The organism is Burkholderia cepacia (genome assembly GCF_001039005.1).
GTDB classification, from domain to species: Bacteria; Pseudomonadota; Gammaproteobacteria; order Burkholderiales; family Burkholderiaceae; genus Burkholderia; species Burkholderia theae.
Genome location: NZ_LDWR01000042.1, coordinates 55057 through 72155, shown reverse-complemented (window position 1 = coordinate 72155; position 17099 = coordinate 55057). Strand labels below are relative to the sequence as shown.

General features: G+C 68.4%; 14 protein-coding genes. 9 read left to right on the top strand and 5 right to left on the bottom strand.

Annotated features, from left to right (window positions below; genetic code table 11):
* Positions 1 to 181 precede the first annotated feature (181 nt).
* Positions 182 to 883: a FadR/GntR family transcriptional regulator gene (locus VL15_RS23985; RefSeq protein ID WP_048249072.1), complete on the bottom strand. Its 702-nt coding sequence runs from the start codon at positions 881 to 883 to the stop codon at positions 182 to 184.
* A 233-nt stretch (positions 884 to 1116) separates the two neighbouring features.
* Between VL15_RS23985 and VL15_RS23980 the strand changes: the two genes are divergently transcribed.
* The 9 genes from VL15_RS23980 to VL15_RS23940 all read left to right on the top strand — a co-directional run bounded on the left by VL15_RS23980 (position 1117) and on the right by VL15_RS23940 (position 10731).
* A complete protein-coding gene (locus tag VL15_RS23980) occupies positions 1117 to 2661 on the top strand; it encodes a sugar ABC transporter ATP-binding protein (protein WP_048248979.1) in 1545 nt (514 codons plus the stop codon).
* The gene (locus VL15_RS23975) at positions 2654 to 3685 is read left to right on the top strand and encodes an ABC transporter permease (RefSeq protein ID WP_048248978.1); all 1032 of its coding nucleotides are present in this window, start codon (positions 2654 to 2656) and stop codon (positions 3683 to 3685) included. The genes VL15_RS23980 and VL15_RS23975 overlap by 8 nt, the downstream gene beginning before the upstream one ends.
* Positions 3686 to 3723: 38 nt before the next feature.
* Positions 3724 to 4671, top strand: coding sequence for an ABC transporter substrate-binding protein (locus VL15_RS23970; RefSeq protein ID WP_048248977.1), 948 nt, complete (start codon positions 3724 to 3726; stop codon positions 4669 to 4671).
* Between the two features lie 74 nt (positions 4672 to 4745).
* Positions 4746 to 5762: an aldo/keto reductase gene (locus tag VL15_RS23965; RefSeq protein ID WP_048248976.1), complete on the top strand. Its 1017-nt coding sequence runs from the start codon at positions 4746 to 4748 to the stop codon at positions 5760 to 5762.
* Positions 5759 to 6634, top strand: coding sequence for an amidohydrolase family protein (locus VL15_RS23960; RefSeq protein ID WP_048249071.1), 876 nt, complete (start codon positions 5759 to 5761; stop codon positions 6632 to 6634). Before VL15_RS23965 ends, VL15_RS23960 begins: the two co-directional genes overlap by 4 nt.
* A 22-nt stretch (positions 6635 to 6656) precedes the next feature.
* The gene (locus VL15_RS23955; RefSeq protein ID WP_048248975.1) at positions 6657 to 7667 is read left to right on the top strand and encodes a zinc-binding alcohol dehydrogenase family protein; all 1011 of its coding nucleotides are present in this window, start codon (positions 6657 to 6659) and stop codon (positions 7665 to 7667) included.
* A 31-nt stretch (positions 7668 to 7698) separates the two neighbouring features.
* Positions 7699 to 8862 carry a D-mannonate oxidoreductase gene (locus VL15_RS23950; protein WP_048248974.1) on the top strand — a complete coding sequence of 388 codons (1164 nt, stop codon included), beginning with the start codon at positions 7699 to 7701 and terminating at the stop codon, positions 8860 to 8862.
* Positions 8859 to 10382: a UxaA family hydrolase gene (locus VL15_RS23945; protein ID WP_048248973.1), complete on the top strand. Its 1524-nt coding sequence runs from the start codon at positions 8859 to 8861 to the stop codon at positions 10380 to 10382. The genes VL15_RS23950 and VL15_RS23945 overlap by 4 nt, the downstream gene beginning before the upstream one ends.
* A gap of 67 nt (positions 10383 to 10449) precedes the next feature.
* The gene (locus VL15_RS23940; protein ID WP_230684507.1) at positions 10450 to 10731 is read left to right on the top strand and encodes a hypothetical protein; all 282 of its coding nucleotides are present in this window, start codon (positions 10450 to 10452) and stop codon (positions 10729 to 10731) included.
* Positions 10732 to 10782: 51 nt separating this feature from the next.
* Here the strand turns inward: VL15_RS23940 and VL15_RS23935 are convergent, their stop codons facing one another.
* The 4 genes from VL15_RS23935 to VL15_RS23920 all read right to left on the bottom strand — a co-directional run bounded on the left by VL15_RS23935 (position 10783) and on the right by VL15_RS23920 (position 17090).
* Positions 10783 to 12741 carry a phosphatase PAP2 family protein gene (locus VL15_RS23935; protein ID WP_048248972.1) on the bottom strand — a complete coding sequence of 653 codons (1959 nt, stop codon included), beginning with the start codon at positions 12739 to 12741 and terminating at the stop codon, positions 10783 to 10785.
* Between the two features lie 168 nt (positions 12742 to 12909).
* On the bottom strand, positions 12910 to 14430 hold the full coding sequence (locus tag VL15_RS23930) for a sensor domain-containing diguanylate cyclase (protein WP_048248971.1): 1521 nt from the start codon (positions 14428 to 14430) through the stop codon (positions 12910 to 12912).
* Positions 14431 to 14594: 164 nt separating this feature from the next.
* Entirely contained in the window at positions 14595 to 15575 is a 981-nt protein-coding gene (locus VL15_RS23925; RefSeq protein WP_048248970.1) for a M14 family metallopeptidase, read from the bottom strand.
* 42 nt (positions 15576 to 15617) lie between these two features.
* Entirely contained in the window at positions 15618 to 17090 is a 1473-nt protein-coding gene (locus VL15_RS23920) for an NAD-dependent succinate-semialdehyde dehydrogenase (RefSeq protein ID WP_048248969.1), read from the bottom strand.
* Positions 17091 to 17099 lie beyond the last annotated feature (9 nt).

The window sequence follows — 17099 nt, the reverse complement described above, 5'->3', positions numbered from 1 at the left end:
GAATGAAATTAAAAACCGATATTCGGGATAATTTCAACAATAGCGTGACAGTAATGCCACAAAAATTTAAGCAAATTCCATTATAGGGGATTTGATTAAATTCAAGGGGTGGGGTTTACACACGGTGCCGCGTGGCGCGTCGCGACCAGGGCGCGGGTGGGCGCGGGCACTCGTGTGCCGGTCAATCCGGGTCGGCTTTCAGGCCGCCGTCGATCCAGCGCGCTTCGGACGAGCGAAGATGCGCGCGGATGGCCGTCTGGGCCGCGATCGGGTCGCCGGCCTGCAACGCGTGGAGCACGTCCTCGTGCTCCCGCACCGCGGCGGTCCAGGTCTGCGGATTCTCCGCGTGGCCGCGCATGGCCGCGGCGATCGGGTCGTGGCGGCTGTCGAACAGCTCGCCGACGAAGCGGGTGAGCACCGAATTGCCGGCCGCTTCCGCGATCAGCATGTGGAACTGCCGGTCGGCTTCGACCGGCGATTTGCCGGCCTCCGCGAGCCGCTTCATGCGCTGGACCGTGCGGCGCAGGCGATCGAGCATCGCGGCCGTCATCCGCGCGGCGGCCAGCGCGGCAACGCTGCCTTCGATGGCCGCGCGTGCCTGCATCAGTTCCGACGGGCTGTCGCCGAGCGTGCCCATCGTGCCGACGTCGTCGGCCGCCGAGTCGCGGACATAAACGCCGGAGCCCATCCGGATCTCGATCTGGCCGCCGATTTCCAGCGCGATCAGCGCCTCGCGAAGCGACGGACGCGATACGCCGAGCGTCAGCGCCAGCTCGCGCTCCGGCGGCAGACGTTCGCCGATCGCGAATTCGCCCTGACGAATCAACGCGACGATCTGGGCCGCGACCGATTGGTAAAGCCGCTTGGGTTCTGTCGATTTCATCCGATGGATCTTGGTCAATGCGCTTTCGGCGCAAGCGCGCGTCGCAAAGTCTATCACGCTCGCCTCCTCACCTTGTATGGCGGCCCGGTCACGTAGATGTCCGGGTTTTCACTATTGGTAAGATAGGATGGTGATATATAAATTGGCTTGACCAAAAGTGGCTGGCTTGATGTAATTCATCGAAATTGGACTGACCGGATGGAATCGAGGTCGGCCCTTCCCAAGGAGACGCAATGGCAATGCCTCGCAATCTGCCCGATCAGGCCGCACAGGACGAAGCGGACCGGGAGATCCTGTGCCTGGAAGGGATTCGCAAGCGCTTCCCGGGCGTTCTCGCGCTCGACGGGATTCGCCTCGACCTGCGCCGCGGCGAGGTGCATGCGGTGTGCGGCGAAAACGGCGCAGGCAAGTCCACGCTGATGAAGATCATCAGCGGCCAGTACCTGCCCGACGAGGGCGTCGTTCGCTATCGCGGCGCGCCGGTGCGGTTTCGTTCGGCATCCGAAGCGCAGGCGGCGGGCATCGCGATCATCCACCAGGAACTCAATCTCGTGCCGCACCTGAGCGTGGCGGAGAACCTGTATCTCGCGCGCGAGCCGCGGCGCGGGCCGTTCGTCGATACGAAACGGCTCAATGCGGATGCGGCGCGCTGCATCGCGCGGATCGGCCTGAATGTCGCGCCGACGACGAAGGTCGGCGTGCTGTCCATCGCGCAGCAACAGATGGTCGAAATCGCGAAGGCGCTGTCGCACGACGCGCGCGTGCTGATCATGGACGAGCCCACGTCGTCGCTGACGGAGTCGGAAACGGTGCAGCTCTTTCGCATCATCGAGGAACTGCGTGCAGACGGCGTGGCGATTCTGTACATCTCGCACCGGCTCGACGAAATGGCGCAGATCGTCGATCGCGTGACCGTGCTGCGCGACGGGCGCCATATCTCGACGGACGATTTCGCTGACGTGAGCATCGACGACATCGTCGCGCGCATGGTCGGACGGACGCTCGACGACGCGTATCCGGCGCGGCAATCGACGCCGACCAGCGAAGTGCTGCTCGACGTGCGGGAGCTGCGCCGCGACGGCGTGTTCGGGCCGGTGTCGTTCGCGCTTCGCAAGGGCGAGATCCTGGGGTTCGCGGGACTGATGGGCGCCGGGCGCACCGAAGTCGCGCGCGCGATTTTCGGCGCGGACCGCCCGGACGGCGGCACGATCGCGCTGCACGGCCGGCCCGTGACGATCCGCTCGCCGCGCGAGGCGATCCACCACGGCATCGCGTATCTGTCGGAGGACCGCAAGAAGGAGGGGCTGGCGTTACCGATGCCCGTCGCGGCGAACCTCACGCTCGCGAACGTGCGCGGCATCGCGTCGCGTTTGGGCTTCCTGCGTTTCGACGAAGAACTCGACGTGGCGCGGCGCTACGTGCAGGACCTCGCGATTCGCACGCCGTCCGTGCAGCAGGTCGTGCGCAACCTGTCCGGCGGCAACCAGCAGAAGGTCGTCATCGGCAAATGGCTCTACCGCGGCTCGAAGATCCTGTTCTTCGACGAGCCGACACGCGGCATCGACGTGGGCGCGAAATTCGCGATCTACGGGCTGATGGACCGGCTCGCCGCCGACGGCGTCGGCGTGGTGCTGATCAGTTCGGAACTGCCGGAGCTGCTCGGCATGACCGACCGGATCGCCGTTTTTCACGAAGGTCGAGTGACCGCGTTTCTCGACACCCAACACACCAGTCAGGAGGAGATCATGCACTTTGCGTCGGGGCGTCCCCATGCTTGAAATGACATCGGATCGAAGCCAGGCCGACCAACGGGCGGCGCGACAGCGGCGGCGCGACCTCATCCAGAAGTTCGCGGCGCTGGGCAGCCTGGTCGTGCTCGTGTTCGCGTTTTCCGTCTCGAGCGCGGCGTTTTTCTCGGTCGACAACCTGATGACCGTCGGCCTGCAGGTCACTTCCATCGCGTATCTGGGCGTGGCCGCCACCTGCGTGATCATCACGGGCGGCATCGACCTGTCGGTCGGCTCGGTGCTCGCGCTCGCCGGCGTCTCGTCCGCGCTGCTGGTCAAGGCGGGCGTGCCGGTGCCGGCGGCCATGGCGGCCGGGGTCCTGGTCGGCGCGCTGTGCGGGTTCGTCAACGGCATTTGCGTGACGCGCATGGGCCTGCCGCCGTTCATCGCGACGCTCGGCATGATGCTCGTCGCGCGCGGCATCGCACTTCAGATCACGGGCGCCCGGCCGGTATCGGATCTCGGCGACGCGTTCGGCGCGCTGGGCAACGGTGCGCTGCTGCGCATCTCGCGCATCGGCGCGGACGGGTTCCCCGACACGACGTTCCCCGGCATTCCGTATCCGGTCCTGATCATGGTCGTCCTGTTCGTCGTGGTGTCGGTGCTGCTGTCGAGAACGTCGCTCGGCCGCCATATCTACGCGGTCGGGTCGAACGCGGAGGCGGCCCGGCTGTCGGGCGTGAACGTCCAGGGCGTGAAGCTCTTCACCTACGTGCTGTCCGGCGCGCTCGCCGGTGTGACCGGCTGCGTGCTGATGTCGCGGCTCGTCACCGGACAGCCGAACGAAGGCGTCATGTACGAGCTCGACGCGATCGCCAGTTCGGTCATCGGCGGCACGTCGCTGATGGGCGGCGTCGGGACGATTTCCGGCACGGCGATCGGCGCGTTCGTGATCGGCGTGCTGCGCAACGGCCTGAACATGAACGGCGTGTCGAGCTTCATCCAGCAAATCATCATCGGCGTCGTGATCCTGGGCACGGTCTGGATCGACCAGTTGCGCAATCGCCGGCATTGACCGGCAGCAGTTCCCACCAACGAGAAGCGGAGCGAGACATGAACAAATCCATCCTGCTGGCAGCATCGGCATGCCTGTTCGCGGCATGCAACAGCGGTGCGTACGCGGCGGGCGGCGAGATCGCCGTGATCGTCAAGACGGTCAATTCGAACTACTGGCAGAACGTGCAGAAAGGCGCGAAGGCGGCGCTCGACGGCGCGAAGGGCTACACGATGACGTTCCAGGGCCCCGCGGCCGAGTCCGACATCAGCGGGCAGGTCAACATGGTAGACAACGCGGTCACGCGTCACGTGGCGGGCATCGTGCTCGCGCCGTCCGATCCCGATGCGCTCGTGCCCGCGATCAAGAAGGCGTGGGAAGCACACATTCCGGTCGTGCTGATCGACTCGGCGATCTCCGACGCCGGCAAGCCGTATTACCAGGCATTCCTGACGACCGACAACGAGAAGGCGGGCGCGCTGTGCGCGAAGGCGCTGATCGACCGCGTCGGGCAGTCCGGCAAGATCGCGATCATGTCGTACGTGCCGGGTGCGGGTTCCGAGGTCAGCCGCGTCGGCGGGTTCCGCAAGTACGTCGCGAGCCATTCGAAGCTGCAGATCGTCGGCCCGTACTACTCGCAGTCGCAGATGGCGAACGCGCTGAACCAGACGACCGACGTGCTGTCGGCGAACCCCGACCTGAAGGGCATCTTCGGTGCGAACGAGCCGACCGCGATCGGGATGGGCCGGGCGCTGAAGCAGTCGGGCAAGGCGGGCAAGGTGGTGGCAATCGGGTTCGACGGCAACGAGGACCTGCAGGGCTTCGTGCGCGACGGCACGGTGCAGGCGATCGCCGTGCAGGGCTCGTGGCAGATGGGGAACCAGGGCGTGCGCACGGCGCTCGACGTCGTCGAACACAAGCCGGCGCCGAAGCTGATCGATACCGGCGTCGTGATGGTCGACAAGCAGAACCTCGATTCGGACGCGGCCAGGAACGTCCTGTACTGAGCGACCGCGCAAGGCCGCCCGCGCGCGGGCGGCGACTGCCGGCCATACCTCTTTCCCGCACCCTGTCACGACTCATGAACGCAAACGATACGCGCGCGTTGCCGCGCAGCGGGCTGACGGTGTCTGCCCTCGGCCTCGGCTGCTCGCAGCTCGGCGGCCTTTATCGCCCGATGTCGGCCGCCGACGCCGATTCGCTCGTCGACGCCGCGTGGGCCGCCGGCCTGCGCTACTTCGACACCGCGCCGTATTACGGCTACACGTTGTCCGAGCGGCGCGTGGGCGCGGGGCTCGCTCCGCGCGAGCGCGGCGCGTTCACGCTCAGCTCGAAGGTCGGGCGCTTGATGCGCGCCGACGCGAGCGTGCGTCCCGGCGACGACGGCTGGGCCGAGCCGCTGCCGTTCCGGCCGGTCTACGACTACAGCTACGACGGCATCATGCGGTCGCACGACGACAGCCGGCAGCGGCTCGGGCTCGCGCGGATCGACATCCTGTACGTGCACGACATCGGCGCGATGACGCACGGCGATCGTCACGCGCACTACTGGGAGCAACTGACGCGCGGCGGCGGGTTTCGCGCGCTGGACGCGCTGCGTGCGGGCGGCGAGATCGGCGGGTTCGGCCTCGGCGTGAACGAATGGGAAGTCGCCGCCGATGCGCTGAACGAAGCCGCGCTCGATGCCGTGCTGCTGGCCGGCCGCTACACGCTGCTCGAACAGACGGCGCTCGAACCGTTGCTCGACGCGTGCAGCCGCGCGGGGACGGGCATCGTGGTCGGCGGCGTGTTCAATTCCGGCGTGCTGGCCGGCAACGGCAAGTTCAACTATGCGGACGCCAGCGCCGACGTGATCGACAAGGCAACGCGGCTCGGCGCGCTGTGCAAGCGCTTCGACGTTCCGCTGCCCGCCGCCGCGCTGCAGTTTCCGTTCGGCCATCCGGCGGTCGTGTCGTGCGTGGTTGGCGCGCGCAGCGTGGCCCAACTGCAACAGAACCTCGAATGGTTCGAGCGTCCCGTGCCGGCCGAGCTGTGGGCCGCGCTGCGCGACGAAGGGCTGATCGCGGCGCGCGCGCCCGTTCCGGGAGCATGCGCATGACGGGACGTATCGACGCACATCAGCACTATTGGCGGATCGGCGCGCGGGCCGGCTGCTGGCCGCCGGCCGAACTCGACGCGATTCACCGTGATTTCGGCCCCGCCGATCTGGCGCCGCTGCTCGATGCGGCGCGCATCGACGGCACCGTGCTCGTGCAATCGCTGCCGAGCGACGCCGACACGCGCTTCCTGCTCGCGCTCGCGGATGAAACCCCGACGGTCGGCGCGGTGGTCGGCTGGGTCGACCTGAAGGCCGCCGACGCGCCGGCACGGATCGCGGCCTTTGCGTCGGCGCCGAAAGCGCGCGGGTTGCGGCCGATGCTGCAGGATCTGCCCGACGATGCATGGATCGACGACCCGGCGCTGGATCGCGCGGTCGACGCGATGCGCGAGCAGGCGCTGTGTTTCGACGCGCTGGTGATGCCGCGCCATCTCGACGCGCTGCATGCGTTTGCGCAGCGCCACCCCGAATTGCCGATCGTGATCGACCACGGCGCGAAGCCGTTCATCGAGCGCGGCGAGTTGCAGCCGTGGCTGTCGGCGATGCGTCGCCTCGCGAGCCTGCCGAATCTTCACTGCAAGCTGTCCGGCCTCTGGACCGAAGCGGGCCGGTCGGCCGGCGCGAGCAACGTACGCGTCCGCACGCGGCCTTTTGTGCGAGCGTTGGCCGACCTGTTCGGGCCGCAGCGCCTGATGTGGGGCAGCGACTGGCCGGTGCTGCGCGTCGCGTCGGCATGCGGCGGCTACGGCGAATGGCTGGCCGCGTGCGAGGACGACTGTACGAAATTTCTCGGCCCGGCGGCGCTCGCCGATGTCTTCGGCGGCAACGCACGCCGCTTCTACCGGATCGATGCCGCGAGCCGCGGCGCATGACCCAGAACAAAAGGAACCCGACATGCTCAGCGTGATTTGCGAATCCCCCGGCGTGCTGCGCGTGCAGCATCGTGAGCTGCCCGTGCGCGGCAGCGGCGAAGTCCTGTTGCGCGTGCAACGGGTCGGCATCTGCGGCACCGACCTGCACATCTTCACCGGCAACCAGCCTTACCTCGAATATCCGCGCGTGATGGGCCATGAACTGTCCGCCGTCGTGGTCGAGGCGGAACCCGAATCGGGGCTCGGCGTCGGCGATGCGGTGTACGTGATGCCGTATCTCTCGTGCGGACACTGCGTGGCCTGCCGTCACGGCAACACGAACTGCTGCGTGAACATCAAGGTGCTCGGCGTGCATCGCGACGGCGCGCTGGCCGAATACCTCAGCGTGCCCGCGCAGTTCGTTCACAAGGCCGACGGCATTTCGCTCGACCAGGCAGCGATGCTCGAATTCCTCGCGATCGGCGCACATGCGGTGCGGCGCGCGGAGGTCCGTCCCGGGCAGCGGGCGCTGGTCGTCGGCGCCGGGCCGATCGGCATGGCCGCGATGATCTTCGCGAAGCTGCGCGGCGCCGACGTGACGTGCCTCGACACGCGGGCCGACCGCCTGGCGTTTTGCCTGCAGCATCTGGCGGTCGACGCGGCGGTGGAGGTCGGCCCGGACGATGCGGCCCGCCTCGCGGCGCTGACGGACGGCGAGTATTTCGATGCGGTGTTCGACGCGACGGGCAACCTCGATGCGATGAATCGCGGGTTCGAATTCGTCGCGCACGGCGGCAAATACACGCTGATCTCGATCGTGCGCGGGCACGTCGCGTTTTCGGATCCCGAATTCCACAAGCGGGAAACCACGTTGCTCGCGAGCCGCAATGCGACGGCCGAGGATTTCGCGACCGTGCTCGACGCGATGCGCGCGGGACGTATTCCCGACCGCGCGCTGAACACGCACCGGATGCGGCTCGAGGACGTGCCGGACGCGTTGCCGCGTCTGCTGGAGCCGGGGCAGACCGTCGTGAAGGCAATCGTCGAATGCTGATCCGCCACACCCGACGCTCGGAGCGCACGTCATGACGCCGCCGATCCTGCAATTCGGCACCAGCCGTTTCCTGCTCGCGCACGTCGACCTGTTCGTGTCGCAGGCGCTCGGCGAAGGCGATGCGATCGGCGGCATCGGCATCGTACAGACGACCGGACATCCGGCCAGCCGCGCCCGCATCGACGCGCTGCGGGCGGCCGATCATTATCCGGTGCGGATACGCGGACGCGACGGCGGCCGGATCGTCGACGAAGTGGTGGAGTGCCGCGCCGTGCACCGCGCATGGTATGCCGCGTCGGACTGGGCCGAGATCCGCCGCGCGGCGATCGAGACGGTGCGCGTGATCGTGTCGAACACCGGCGACGCGGGCTATCGTGCCGACCCGCGCGATTCGGCGGACCTGCCGGATCACCCGGCGCAGGTGCCGCATGGCTTTCCCGCGAAGCTGGTCGTGCTGCTTCATGCGCGCTGGCAAGTGCGGCCCGGCGACGGCGTTACCGTGTTGCCTTGTGAACTGGTCGCGGACAACGGCGACACGCTGCGCGACATCGTGCTCGACCTCGCGCGCCAATGGCGGCTGCCCGACGCGTTCACCGACTATCTGCATAACCGCTGCATCTGGGTCAACTCGCTCGTCGACCGCATCGTGTCCGAGCCGATCCATCCGGTCGGCGCGGTTGCGGAGCCCTACGCGCTGTGGGCGATCGAACGGCGTGCCGGCATGACGCTGCCGTGCCGGCACGCGCAGATCGTCGTCACCGACGATTTGCGCAGCCACGAGCGCCTGAAGCTGTTTTTCCTCAACCTCGGGCACAGCTGGCTCGCGGAGCAGTGGCTCGTCACGGGGCGGCCCGAATCGGAAACGGTGCTCGACGCGATGAACGACACGCGGTTGCGCGACGGCCTCGAAGCCGTGTGGCGCGATGAAGTCGCGCCGGTATTCGCCGCGCTGGGCTTGCGCGAAACGGCCGAACGCTACGTCGACAGCGTGCGCGAGCGCTTTCTCAATCCGTATCTCGCCCATCGTCTCGCCGATATCGCCGGCAACCATCGCGAGAAGGCGGCGCGGCGGATCGAACCGCTGCTCGCGCTCGCGGCTTCGCTGGCGCTGCCGGCCGAGCAGCCGCGCTTGCGGCACATCGCCGCCCGCTGCGATCCGATGAGCGGCGCAACCACAGGGAGAACCCCATCGTGAACCAGCCGGCAGTCGTGATCCTTCATCGCAACGACAACGTCGCCGTCGCGCTCGACGCGCTGGCGGCGGACGGGCCGATCAACGTGAGCGGCACGCCGCTGCGGCTCGCGGCCGCGGTGCCGGCCGGCCACAAGATCGCCACGGCGCCGATCGCGCGCGGCGAGCGGATCGTCAAGTGCGGCCAGTCGATCGGCATCGCGCTGCGCGACATCGCCGCGGGCGAGCACGTGCACGTGCACAACGTCGGGATGCCCGAGCGGCATGCGCACGACGACGAGCCCGTCGGCGCGGCGTCCGACGCACCGGCCGACCGCGGCGATACCTTCGACGGATTCGTGCGGCCCGACGGCAGCGTGGGCACCCGCAACTACATCGGCGTGATCGCGAGCGTCAATTGTTCGGCGAGCGTATGCCACGCGATCGCCGATGCGTACCGGCACGATGCGCTCGACGCGTTCGGCCATGTCGACGGCGTCGTCGCGATCACCCATCAGAGCGGTTGCGGGATGTCGGCCACCGGGGACGGGGTCGAACTGCTGCGGCGTACGCTCGTCGGCTACGCGCGCAACCCGAATTTCGCCGGCGTGCTGTTCGTCGGCCTCGGTTGCGAGGTCAACCAGGTCCGGGCGCTCGCGGCACGGCTCGAGGCGTCCGCGCCGGGCACGGTCCGCACGCTGGTCATCCAGGACGAGGGCGGCGTGCGCGACACCGTTGCCCGCGGCGTGTCGATCGTGCGCGAGTTGCTGGAGGCGGCCGATGGCGCCCGTCGCAGCGCCGTGCCGGCCTCGCGGCTGACGGTCGGCCTGCAATGCGGCGGGTCCGACGGCTACTCCGGGATGACCGCGAACCCGGCGCTCGGCGCGGCTGTCGATCTGCTGGTGCGCAACGGCGGAACCGCGATTCTGTCCGAGACGCCCGAGATCTACGGCGCGGAGCATCTGCTGATCGCGCGTGCGGCGTCGCGCGACGTGGCCGAGCGCCTGCGCGGCAGGTTGCAATGGTGGGAGCGCTACGTCGCCGACAACGGCGGCGAAATGAACAACAACCCGTCACCCGGAAATATCGCCGGCGGCATCACCACCATTCTCGAGAAATCGCTCGGCGCGGTGTCGAAAGGCGGACGCTCGACGCTTCGCGCCGTCTACGACTACGCGGAGCCGGTGCGGCAGCCCGGCCTCGTGTTCATGGATACGCCCGGCTACGACCCCGTGTCGGCGACCGGGCAGATCGCCGGCGGCGCGAATCTCGTCTGCTTCACCACGGGGCGCGGTTCGGTGTTCGGGTCGAAACCGGTGCCGACGGTCAAGATCGCGACGACGACCGGCCTGTACGAGCGGATGCGATCGGACATGGATTTCGACAGCGGCGGGATCGTCACCGGTTCGCTGACCGTCGACGACGCGGGCGCGCGGCTGTTCCGGCTGATGCTCGATGTCGCGTCCGGGCTGAAGACCTGCAGCGAGGAGAACGGCATCGGCGAACGCGAGTTCGTGCCGTGGCTGCGCGGCGCGATCATGTGAGACGCGCGGCGGCGTGCGGCCGCCGGCGCAATCGGACTGCGAAGGAGAACCCATGATGCGAACCCCCATGCGCGAACCGTCGGTCGGCGAGATCGGCCGCGATTTTCATCTGTCGGACCTGGAGAAGGGGTTGCTGGGCGAGGCGCTGCGGCTGCTCGCGCAGACGCGTGCCCGGGCGCTGGAGCTGTGTGCGGAGGTGAACCGGCGGCAAGGCGGCGCCGCGCCCGACGTTCATGATTTCAACCTGCCCGCGATCATCGATCTGCAACGGCGCTTCGGCACACGGCCCTGCCCGTCGGGCGAGGCCGGCATGCTCGACGAAGCGATGGCCTCCGGCCGCTTTGCATAACCGGCGCCGCCGGCGGGCGGCGCCGTTGCACGCTTCGATGCCTGCCGCCCGTTATGCCGCCGACAGCGTGATCGACACGCCCGTCGCCGTATAGACCGGCGTCGCCTTGAAGCCGTCGACCGTCACCGTCGAGAATTTCGCGGCGCCGGCTGCCGCGTCGATCAGCGCGATGGTGTCGCCGGCCTTCGGCACATAACCGTTCACGAACTTCACGTGCAGCGTGCCGCCCGCGACGGTGAACGCGCCGCCCACCCGCAGGCGCCCGCCACCGTTGCCGTCGATGTCCAGTTCGAGCGTCGTGTTGTCGAGCTGCGTGTAGCGGGTCGCGACCGTCACGGGGGCGCTGGCAGCGATCTGGATGCCGCCACCGGCGCCGACATATACGTCGCCGTTGCCGAACGCCATCGTGGAAGCGGCGGCGAGCGTGCCGCCGCTGACCTGCGTGCCGCCCGTGTAGCTGTTGTTGCCCGCCAGCGTCAGCGTGCCGCTGCCTTGCAGCGTCAGCTTGCCGGCGCCCGCGATGTCGTTGCGCCACAGGTCCGCGGCGTTGAGGCCGCCCTTCGACGCATCCATCGCGACGCTCACGTTGCCGTTGAACGCGCCGTAGCCGTCGGCGGCGGCGAACAGGTTCAGCCGGCCCCAGCCTTCCGCATCGTCCATCACCGGGTAGCCGGACGGCAGTTCGGTGGTCTTCAGCACGACGCGCCGCTGGTCCGCGCCGAGGTACGGGAAGCGCGTCTGCAGCAGGATCTCCGCGCCCTTCGGCACGACCGGCGGCGCGCCGGTCGCGTCGATCGCGCCGAAGCCGTACGTCATGCGGCGCGTGACGGCCGCCTTGTTCGTCGCGTAGTCGGCGAACCGGTCGGTCGCCGTCGTGCCCGAGTGCGCGAAGGCCGGGAAGGTCGCATCGGTGGTGCTGGTGAGCTGCTGCAGCGTCTGATGCGCCTGGCCATAGGCGGCCTGCGCGTCGCTCGCATACGCGGCGAGGTTGGCCGCGCTGAGGGCCAGTGAGAGCATGCGGCCGCCGATCACGTCGAGCGGCGAGTGCATGCCGGCGAGGATCCGGTTCTCGCCGAGTTCGAGGCCGCGGCCGACCATTTCCTGAAAGCGCTCGGGCACGAGCCACGCCATCGTCACGGCGTCGCGCATCGCTTCGGCCTGGTGGCCGCTGATGAAGCCGCCGTCGGTCGCCGGCGTCGTGCTTTCCGCAGGCACGAGCGTGGGCGCGACGACGACGCTCGAACTCCAGCGATACGGCCGCGCATATTTATAGAAGCGCTTTGCGGGTTCGGTCGACGCGTTGTTGCCCATTTCGTTGAGCAGGTCGACGACTTTCCCGAAACTCGCGTTCGTGCTGCTGCCCACGCCGACGTTGTTGCCGGTGTCGTTATAGAGGACGGTCGTGGCGTCGGCCGGCACGCTGGTGATGCTGGTCGTCTGCTGGGCGGCGGCGCGCCATGCCGCGGTGAGCGGCCCCATGCCGTCCGTCACGCTGTAGCCCTTGCCGCGCCGGTCGTCGTAGTAGGCGGCGTCGGCTTGCTGCGTTGTACGCGCGGTCGTTGCGTTGACCACATATTGGACATTCGCCGACAGCACCGCGTCGTTCACGATCGTGCCGCACGGCGTGCCGTTGCCGGGCAGCCCCGAGCAGGGGGAAGGCGAGATGGCCGGAAACGCGCCGTTGGCCGGCGCGGTCACGCCCGCATCGACGAGCATCGTCGCCGGCTGCCACAGGTCGAGGAAGCGGCTCACCACGCGCACCGCGGCGTTGGTCGACAGCGTGGCATAACGAGCGTCGCCGCGCTGGTTGGTCGCGACGTTGTCGACGAACGCGGGCACGCTCGGAACGGGTGCGCTGTCGACGAAGCCGGGATCGGCCGGCGGCGCCGGGACCGCGGCGTTCGTCGAGCTCGTTGCGACGACATCGTCGCCGCCGCCGCAGGCAGCCAATACGATCGCGGTCGACAAGGCTGCGACGTGCAGCGGGAGACGGCTCGGTGACGCAAACATGCAAGACTCCATCCTGAGGGTAGAAGATGGCGCATTGTGGTGGCCGATCGTGACGCGACGGTTACGAAACCGCGTTGCTCAGCGGCGGCACGTGTGGCGAATCGGCAGCGTCATTTGTTTACTCTGTGGTCCTAAACGTGCGATGCGAAAACGAGGATCGCCCGTTCGTCACGCGGCATGCTCGTGCTGTTCGGCCGGTGCGCGGCACACGCGGTTTCTACCCTGTCGCTTCGCTGTATACAGCGCGAGGTCCGCTTGATGCGTGAGCGCATCGACGGACGCCGGGTGTGCGCGATGACCGGTCGCGTAGCCGATGCTCACCGTGAAAGCGGGAACCGTCTCGGCAAATTCGGCGAGCCGGTTGCGTTCCACTTCCTGGCGGATCGCCTCCGCGACCTTCGCGGCGCCGCTTTCATCGGTGTCCGGCAGCACCGCGACGAACTCTTCGCCGCCGTAGCGCGCGGCAAGGTCGCCGCGCCGTCGCGTGTGAGCGCGGATGCATTCGGCGAGGAACCTGAGCGCCGTGTCGCCCTGCGCATGTCCGTATCGGTCGTTGTACTGCTTGAAGTGGTCGGCATCGATGAACAGCACGGACAGGCTGCCGTCGTTGCTGCGCTGGATGCGTTCCCATTCGTCGGCCAGCGCGACATCGAGCGCGCGGCGGTTGTGCAGGCCCGTGAGCGGATCGGTGCGCGTGAGATCGGTCAGCCGTGTCTGCTTGCGAAGATTGTCCCGCAACGCGAACGCGAGCAGCCAGACGACCGCGCAGAAGAGCGCGCAGATGAACGATGCCGACACGCCGACCGACCATGACATGCGCGTGAAGCCGGCCAGCACGTCGCGCTCGGCAGGCGCGACGACGGCAATCAGCGGCGTGCCGGGCACCCGCTGGAACGTATAGAGCCGCAAGGTGCCGTCGATGCGCGAGTAGGCCGCATAGAACCCCGAGTCCTGGTTCAGCATGCGATCGAAGGCCTTCGATCGGCGCAGGCGGATCATCTGGTGGTCGCTCAGCGGCGGATTTCTGGCGAGGATGGTGCCGTCCGCGCGCAGGATCGCGCTGATGCCGTGTTGCCCGACGTTCAGTCGGGACAGCAGCTGATCGAAATAGGCGAGGTCGATGGCGACGACCGCGATGCCGTTGAACGTATGGTCCGGCCGTTCGATGCGCCGCGACAGCGCGATGGACTCCGTGCCGTTGCGCGAGCGTGCGCGATAGGCCTCCGATACGTAAAGGCCGACGTTCGCCGCGTCGCGATGGACCTTGAAGTAGTCGCGATCGCTGAAGTCCCAACGGTGAGACGGGCCGCAACAGCCGTCGATCATGCGGCCGGACTGGTCCGTCACGCCCATGCCGGTCACGTACTGCGCGGCCGCACGCTGGAACAGCAGATCGTGCCGCAGCTGGGCGTCCATGCGCCGGACCTCCGGCTTGCCGAGATCGGACGCAAGCGCGATCAATGCATTGTTGGACGTTTCGACGGTACGCGCGATCTCGCTGACCAGCACGGCGGCGACGTTGCGGGAAGTTTCGTGCGCATGCTCGACGACACCGCTTCTCGTGGCCCAGAGCGTCATGGCGCTGATGCTCAGCGCGGCGAGCGCCATCAGGGTGCCCAGCGCGCCGACGACAAGATGGTTTCGTCCCGCCCAGTCGGCGATTTTTTCGATGGAAGTGAATGCGGACATGCTACGCGCTCGTAGGGAACGCCCGGTGCGATGACCGAGGCTGCGCTGAAATCCGGGTTAACGGCAGGTAAGCGGGGAAATCGAGGTCCGGATGCGAAGCGAATCGACGCGACGCGGCCGCAAACGTGTGCGGCCGGCGCGCCGGTTCCGTCGAAGCCGAACCGTCAGCCGCGCGCGCCGGATTCGTCGACGAGCCGCCCGAGCCGGACGACGGTGACGCCGGGCCGCAATTGCCGCAGCGACGGCATCACGAGCACGCAGTCGGGATAGGGCGTCACGACCGGGACATCGTTCGACCAGCCGATCACGGTGCCGGCATCCGGGAAATGTTCGAGCCCGGTATAGTCGCCCGCGAAACGAAACGCGCCGCTCGTCGCGACCACGGGCTCCGTCACTTGCACGACGCGCATCGTGTCGGGCAGCGGCAGGAACCAGTCCGCGGGCAGGTCGTCGCGCTCGACCACGCCGGACGCAACCAGGAAACGGGCCGTGGTGTCGCGCGCGACGTCCACCGCGCGCGCTTCCCAGTGCTGCCCGCACTCCACCAGCATTGCGCATTTCGGGCTGTCCGGCTCGCCGAATGCCGCGTAATCGCGCATCCGGGTGCCTTCCGGGTGGCCCTCGTCGCGGATCACGGTGGCCGGCGCGCCGACGCGGCGCGCGAGCGCGACACCCTTGTCGAGCGGCCCCGCGACGATCAGCGGCGCACTGCGCTCATGCATCGAATGCAGGTCGAGCAGCCAGTCGGCTGCGTCGACGAACGGGCGCAGCGCGCGGGCACGATCGAGTTCGACCGAGCGAACCGACGGATCGTCGAGCACGGCGGGCGTCCACACGCGGTTGAAATCCTGGTCGACGAAGCGCGCCGCGTCCGGCTGCGCGGGATCGAAGCGCGCGTAGGCCGCGACGTTCGCGAACGACAGCGTGAGCGTGCCGCGGCGAGGCCGCAGGCCGAGCGCCAGCAGCGCGTCGACGACGATCGCGCCGCAGACTTCGTTGCCATGCGTGAGCGCGTTGACCATCACGTTCGGGCCGGCCACGCCGGACGCGAAGCGGTAGACGTGGTCGACGCCGGTATTGCCCGCGCGGTGCGGCGCAAGGTCGGGAAACGAAACTTCGATCGGGTAGGGCGTGAAAGCGGTCATGGCGGCATACCGGGTAAAGAAAACGTAAGGGAGGGCGCGCGTTCAGTCGAGCCCGCCCTGGCACAGGTACTTGATCGACAGGTAGTCGTCGAGGCCATGGCGCGAACCTTCGCGGCCGTAGCCCGATTCCTTCACGCCGCCGAACGGTGCGGCTTCGCTTGCGAGCGCGCCCTCGTTGATCCCGACGATGCCCGTTTCGAGCCGCGCCGAGACGCGCGCGATCCGCCGGACGTCCTGCGTGTAGAAATACGCGGCGAGCCCGAACGGCGTGTCGTTCGCGGCGCTGACGGCTTCGTCCTCGGTATCGAACGGAAACAGCGCGGCGACCGGCCCGAACGTCTCCTCGCAACCGAGCTGCATGCCGGGGGCCGCATCGGCCAGCACGGTCGGCGCGTAATAGTTCGGCCCCAGTTCGGGCAGGCGCCTGCCGCCGGTCAGCACGCGGGCGCCGCGCTCGAGCGCGTCGTCGACATGGCGCGCGATCTTGTCGACCGCGCGTGCGTTGATCATCGGGCCGATCTGCGCGGCCGGGTCGGTCGCCGGCGCGACTTTCAGTGCGCTGACCCGCGCGGCGAGCTTCGCGGCGAATGCCTCGTAGATGCGGGCCTGCACGTACACGCGATTCGGCGACACGCAGGTCTGGCCGCCGTTCCGGAACTTGGCGGCCATCAGGCCATCGACGGCGGCGTCGAGCTCGGCATCGTCGAACACGATGAACGGCGCATTGCCGCCGAGTTCGAGCGACAGCTTCTTGAGCGTCGCGGCCGATTCGCGTGCGAGCAGCTTGCCGACGGGCGTCGATCCCGTAAACGTGATCTTGCGCACGCGGCCGTCGGCGAGCCAGTCGGCCACCGCGTCGATGCCGTGCGCGCGCGATGCGGCGATCACGTTCAGCACGCCGCGCGGCACGCCGGCTTCCTGCGCGAGGAACGCCAGCGCGAGCGCCGTGAGCGGCGTGTCTTCGGCCGGCTTCGCGACGACCGTGCAGCCGGCCGCCAGCGCGGGCGCGATCTTGCGCGCGATCATCGCGAGCGGGAAATTCCACGGCGTGATCGCGGCGACGACGCCGATCGGCTCCTTGACGGCACTCAGCTGCTTGCCGCGCTGCTGTTGCGGAATCAGGTCGCCGTACGCGCGGGTCGCCTCCTCGGCAAACCACAGCACATACGACGCGCCATACGCGACCTCGCCGCGCGCTTCGGCGAGCGGCTTGCCCTGTTCGCGCGACATCAGTTTCGCGAGATCCTCGGTGTGCGCGACGATCGCCGCATGCCATGCACGCAGGATCGCCGCGCGTTCGCGGGCCGGCGTCGCGCGCCACGCGGGCAGCGCGCGCACGGCAGCGTCGGTCGCGGCACGCGCGTCGGCCGCGCCGCTGTCGGGCGCGTCGGCCACGCGCTCGAGCGTCGCCGGATCGGTGACCGCGAAGCGTCGGCCGTCGAGCGCGTCGCACCACGCGCCGTCGATCAGATTCGCACTGCGAAGGAGTTCGGTGCGGGTGAGGGTAAGTGACATGTCGGGTCC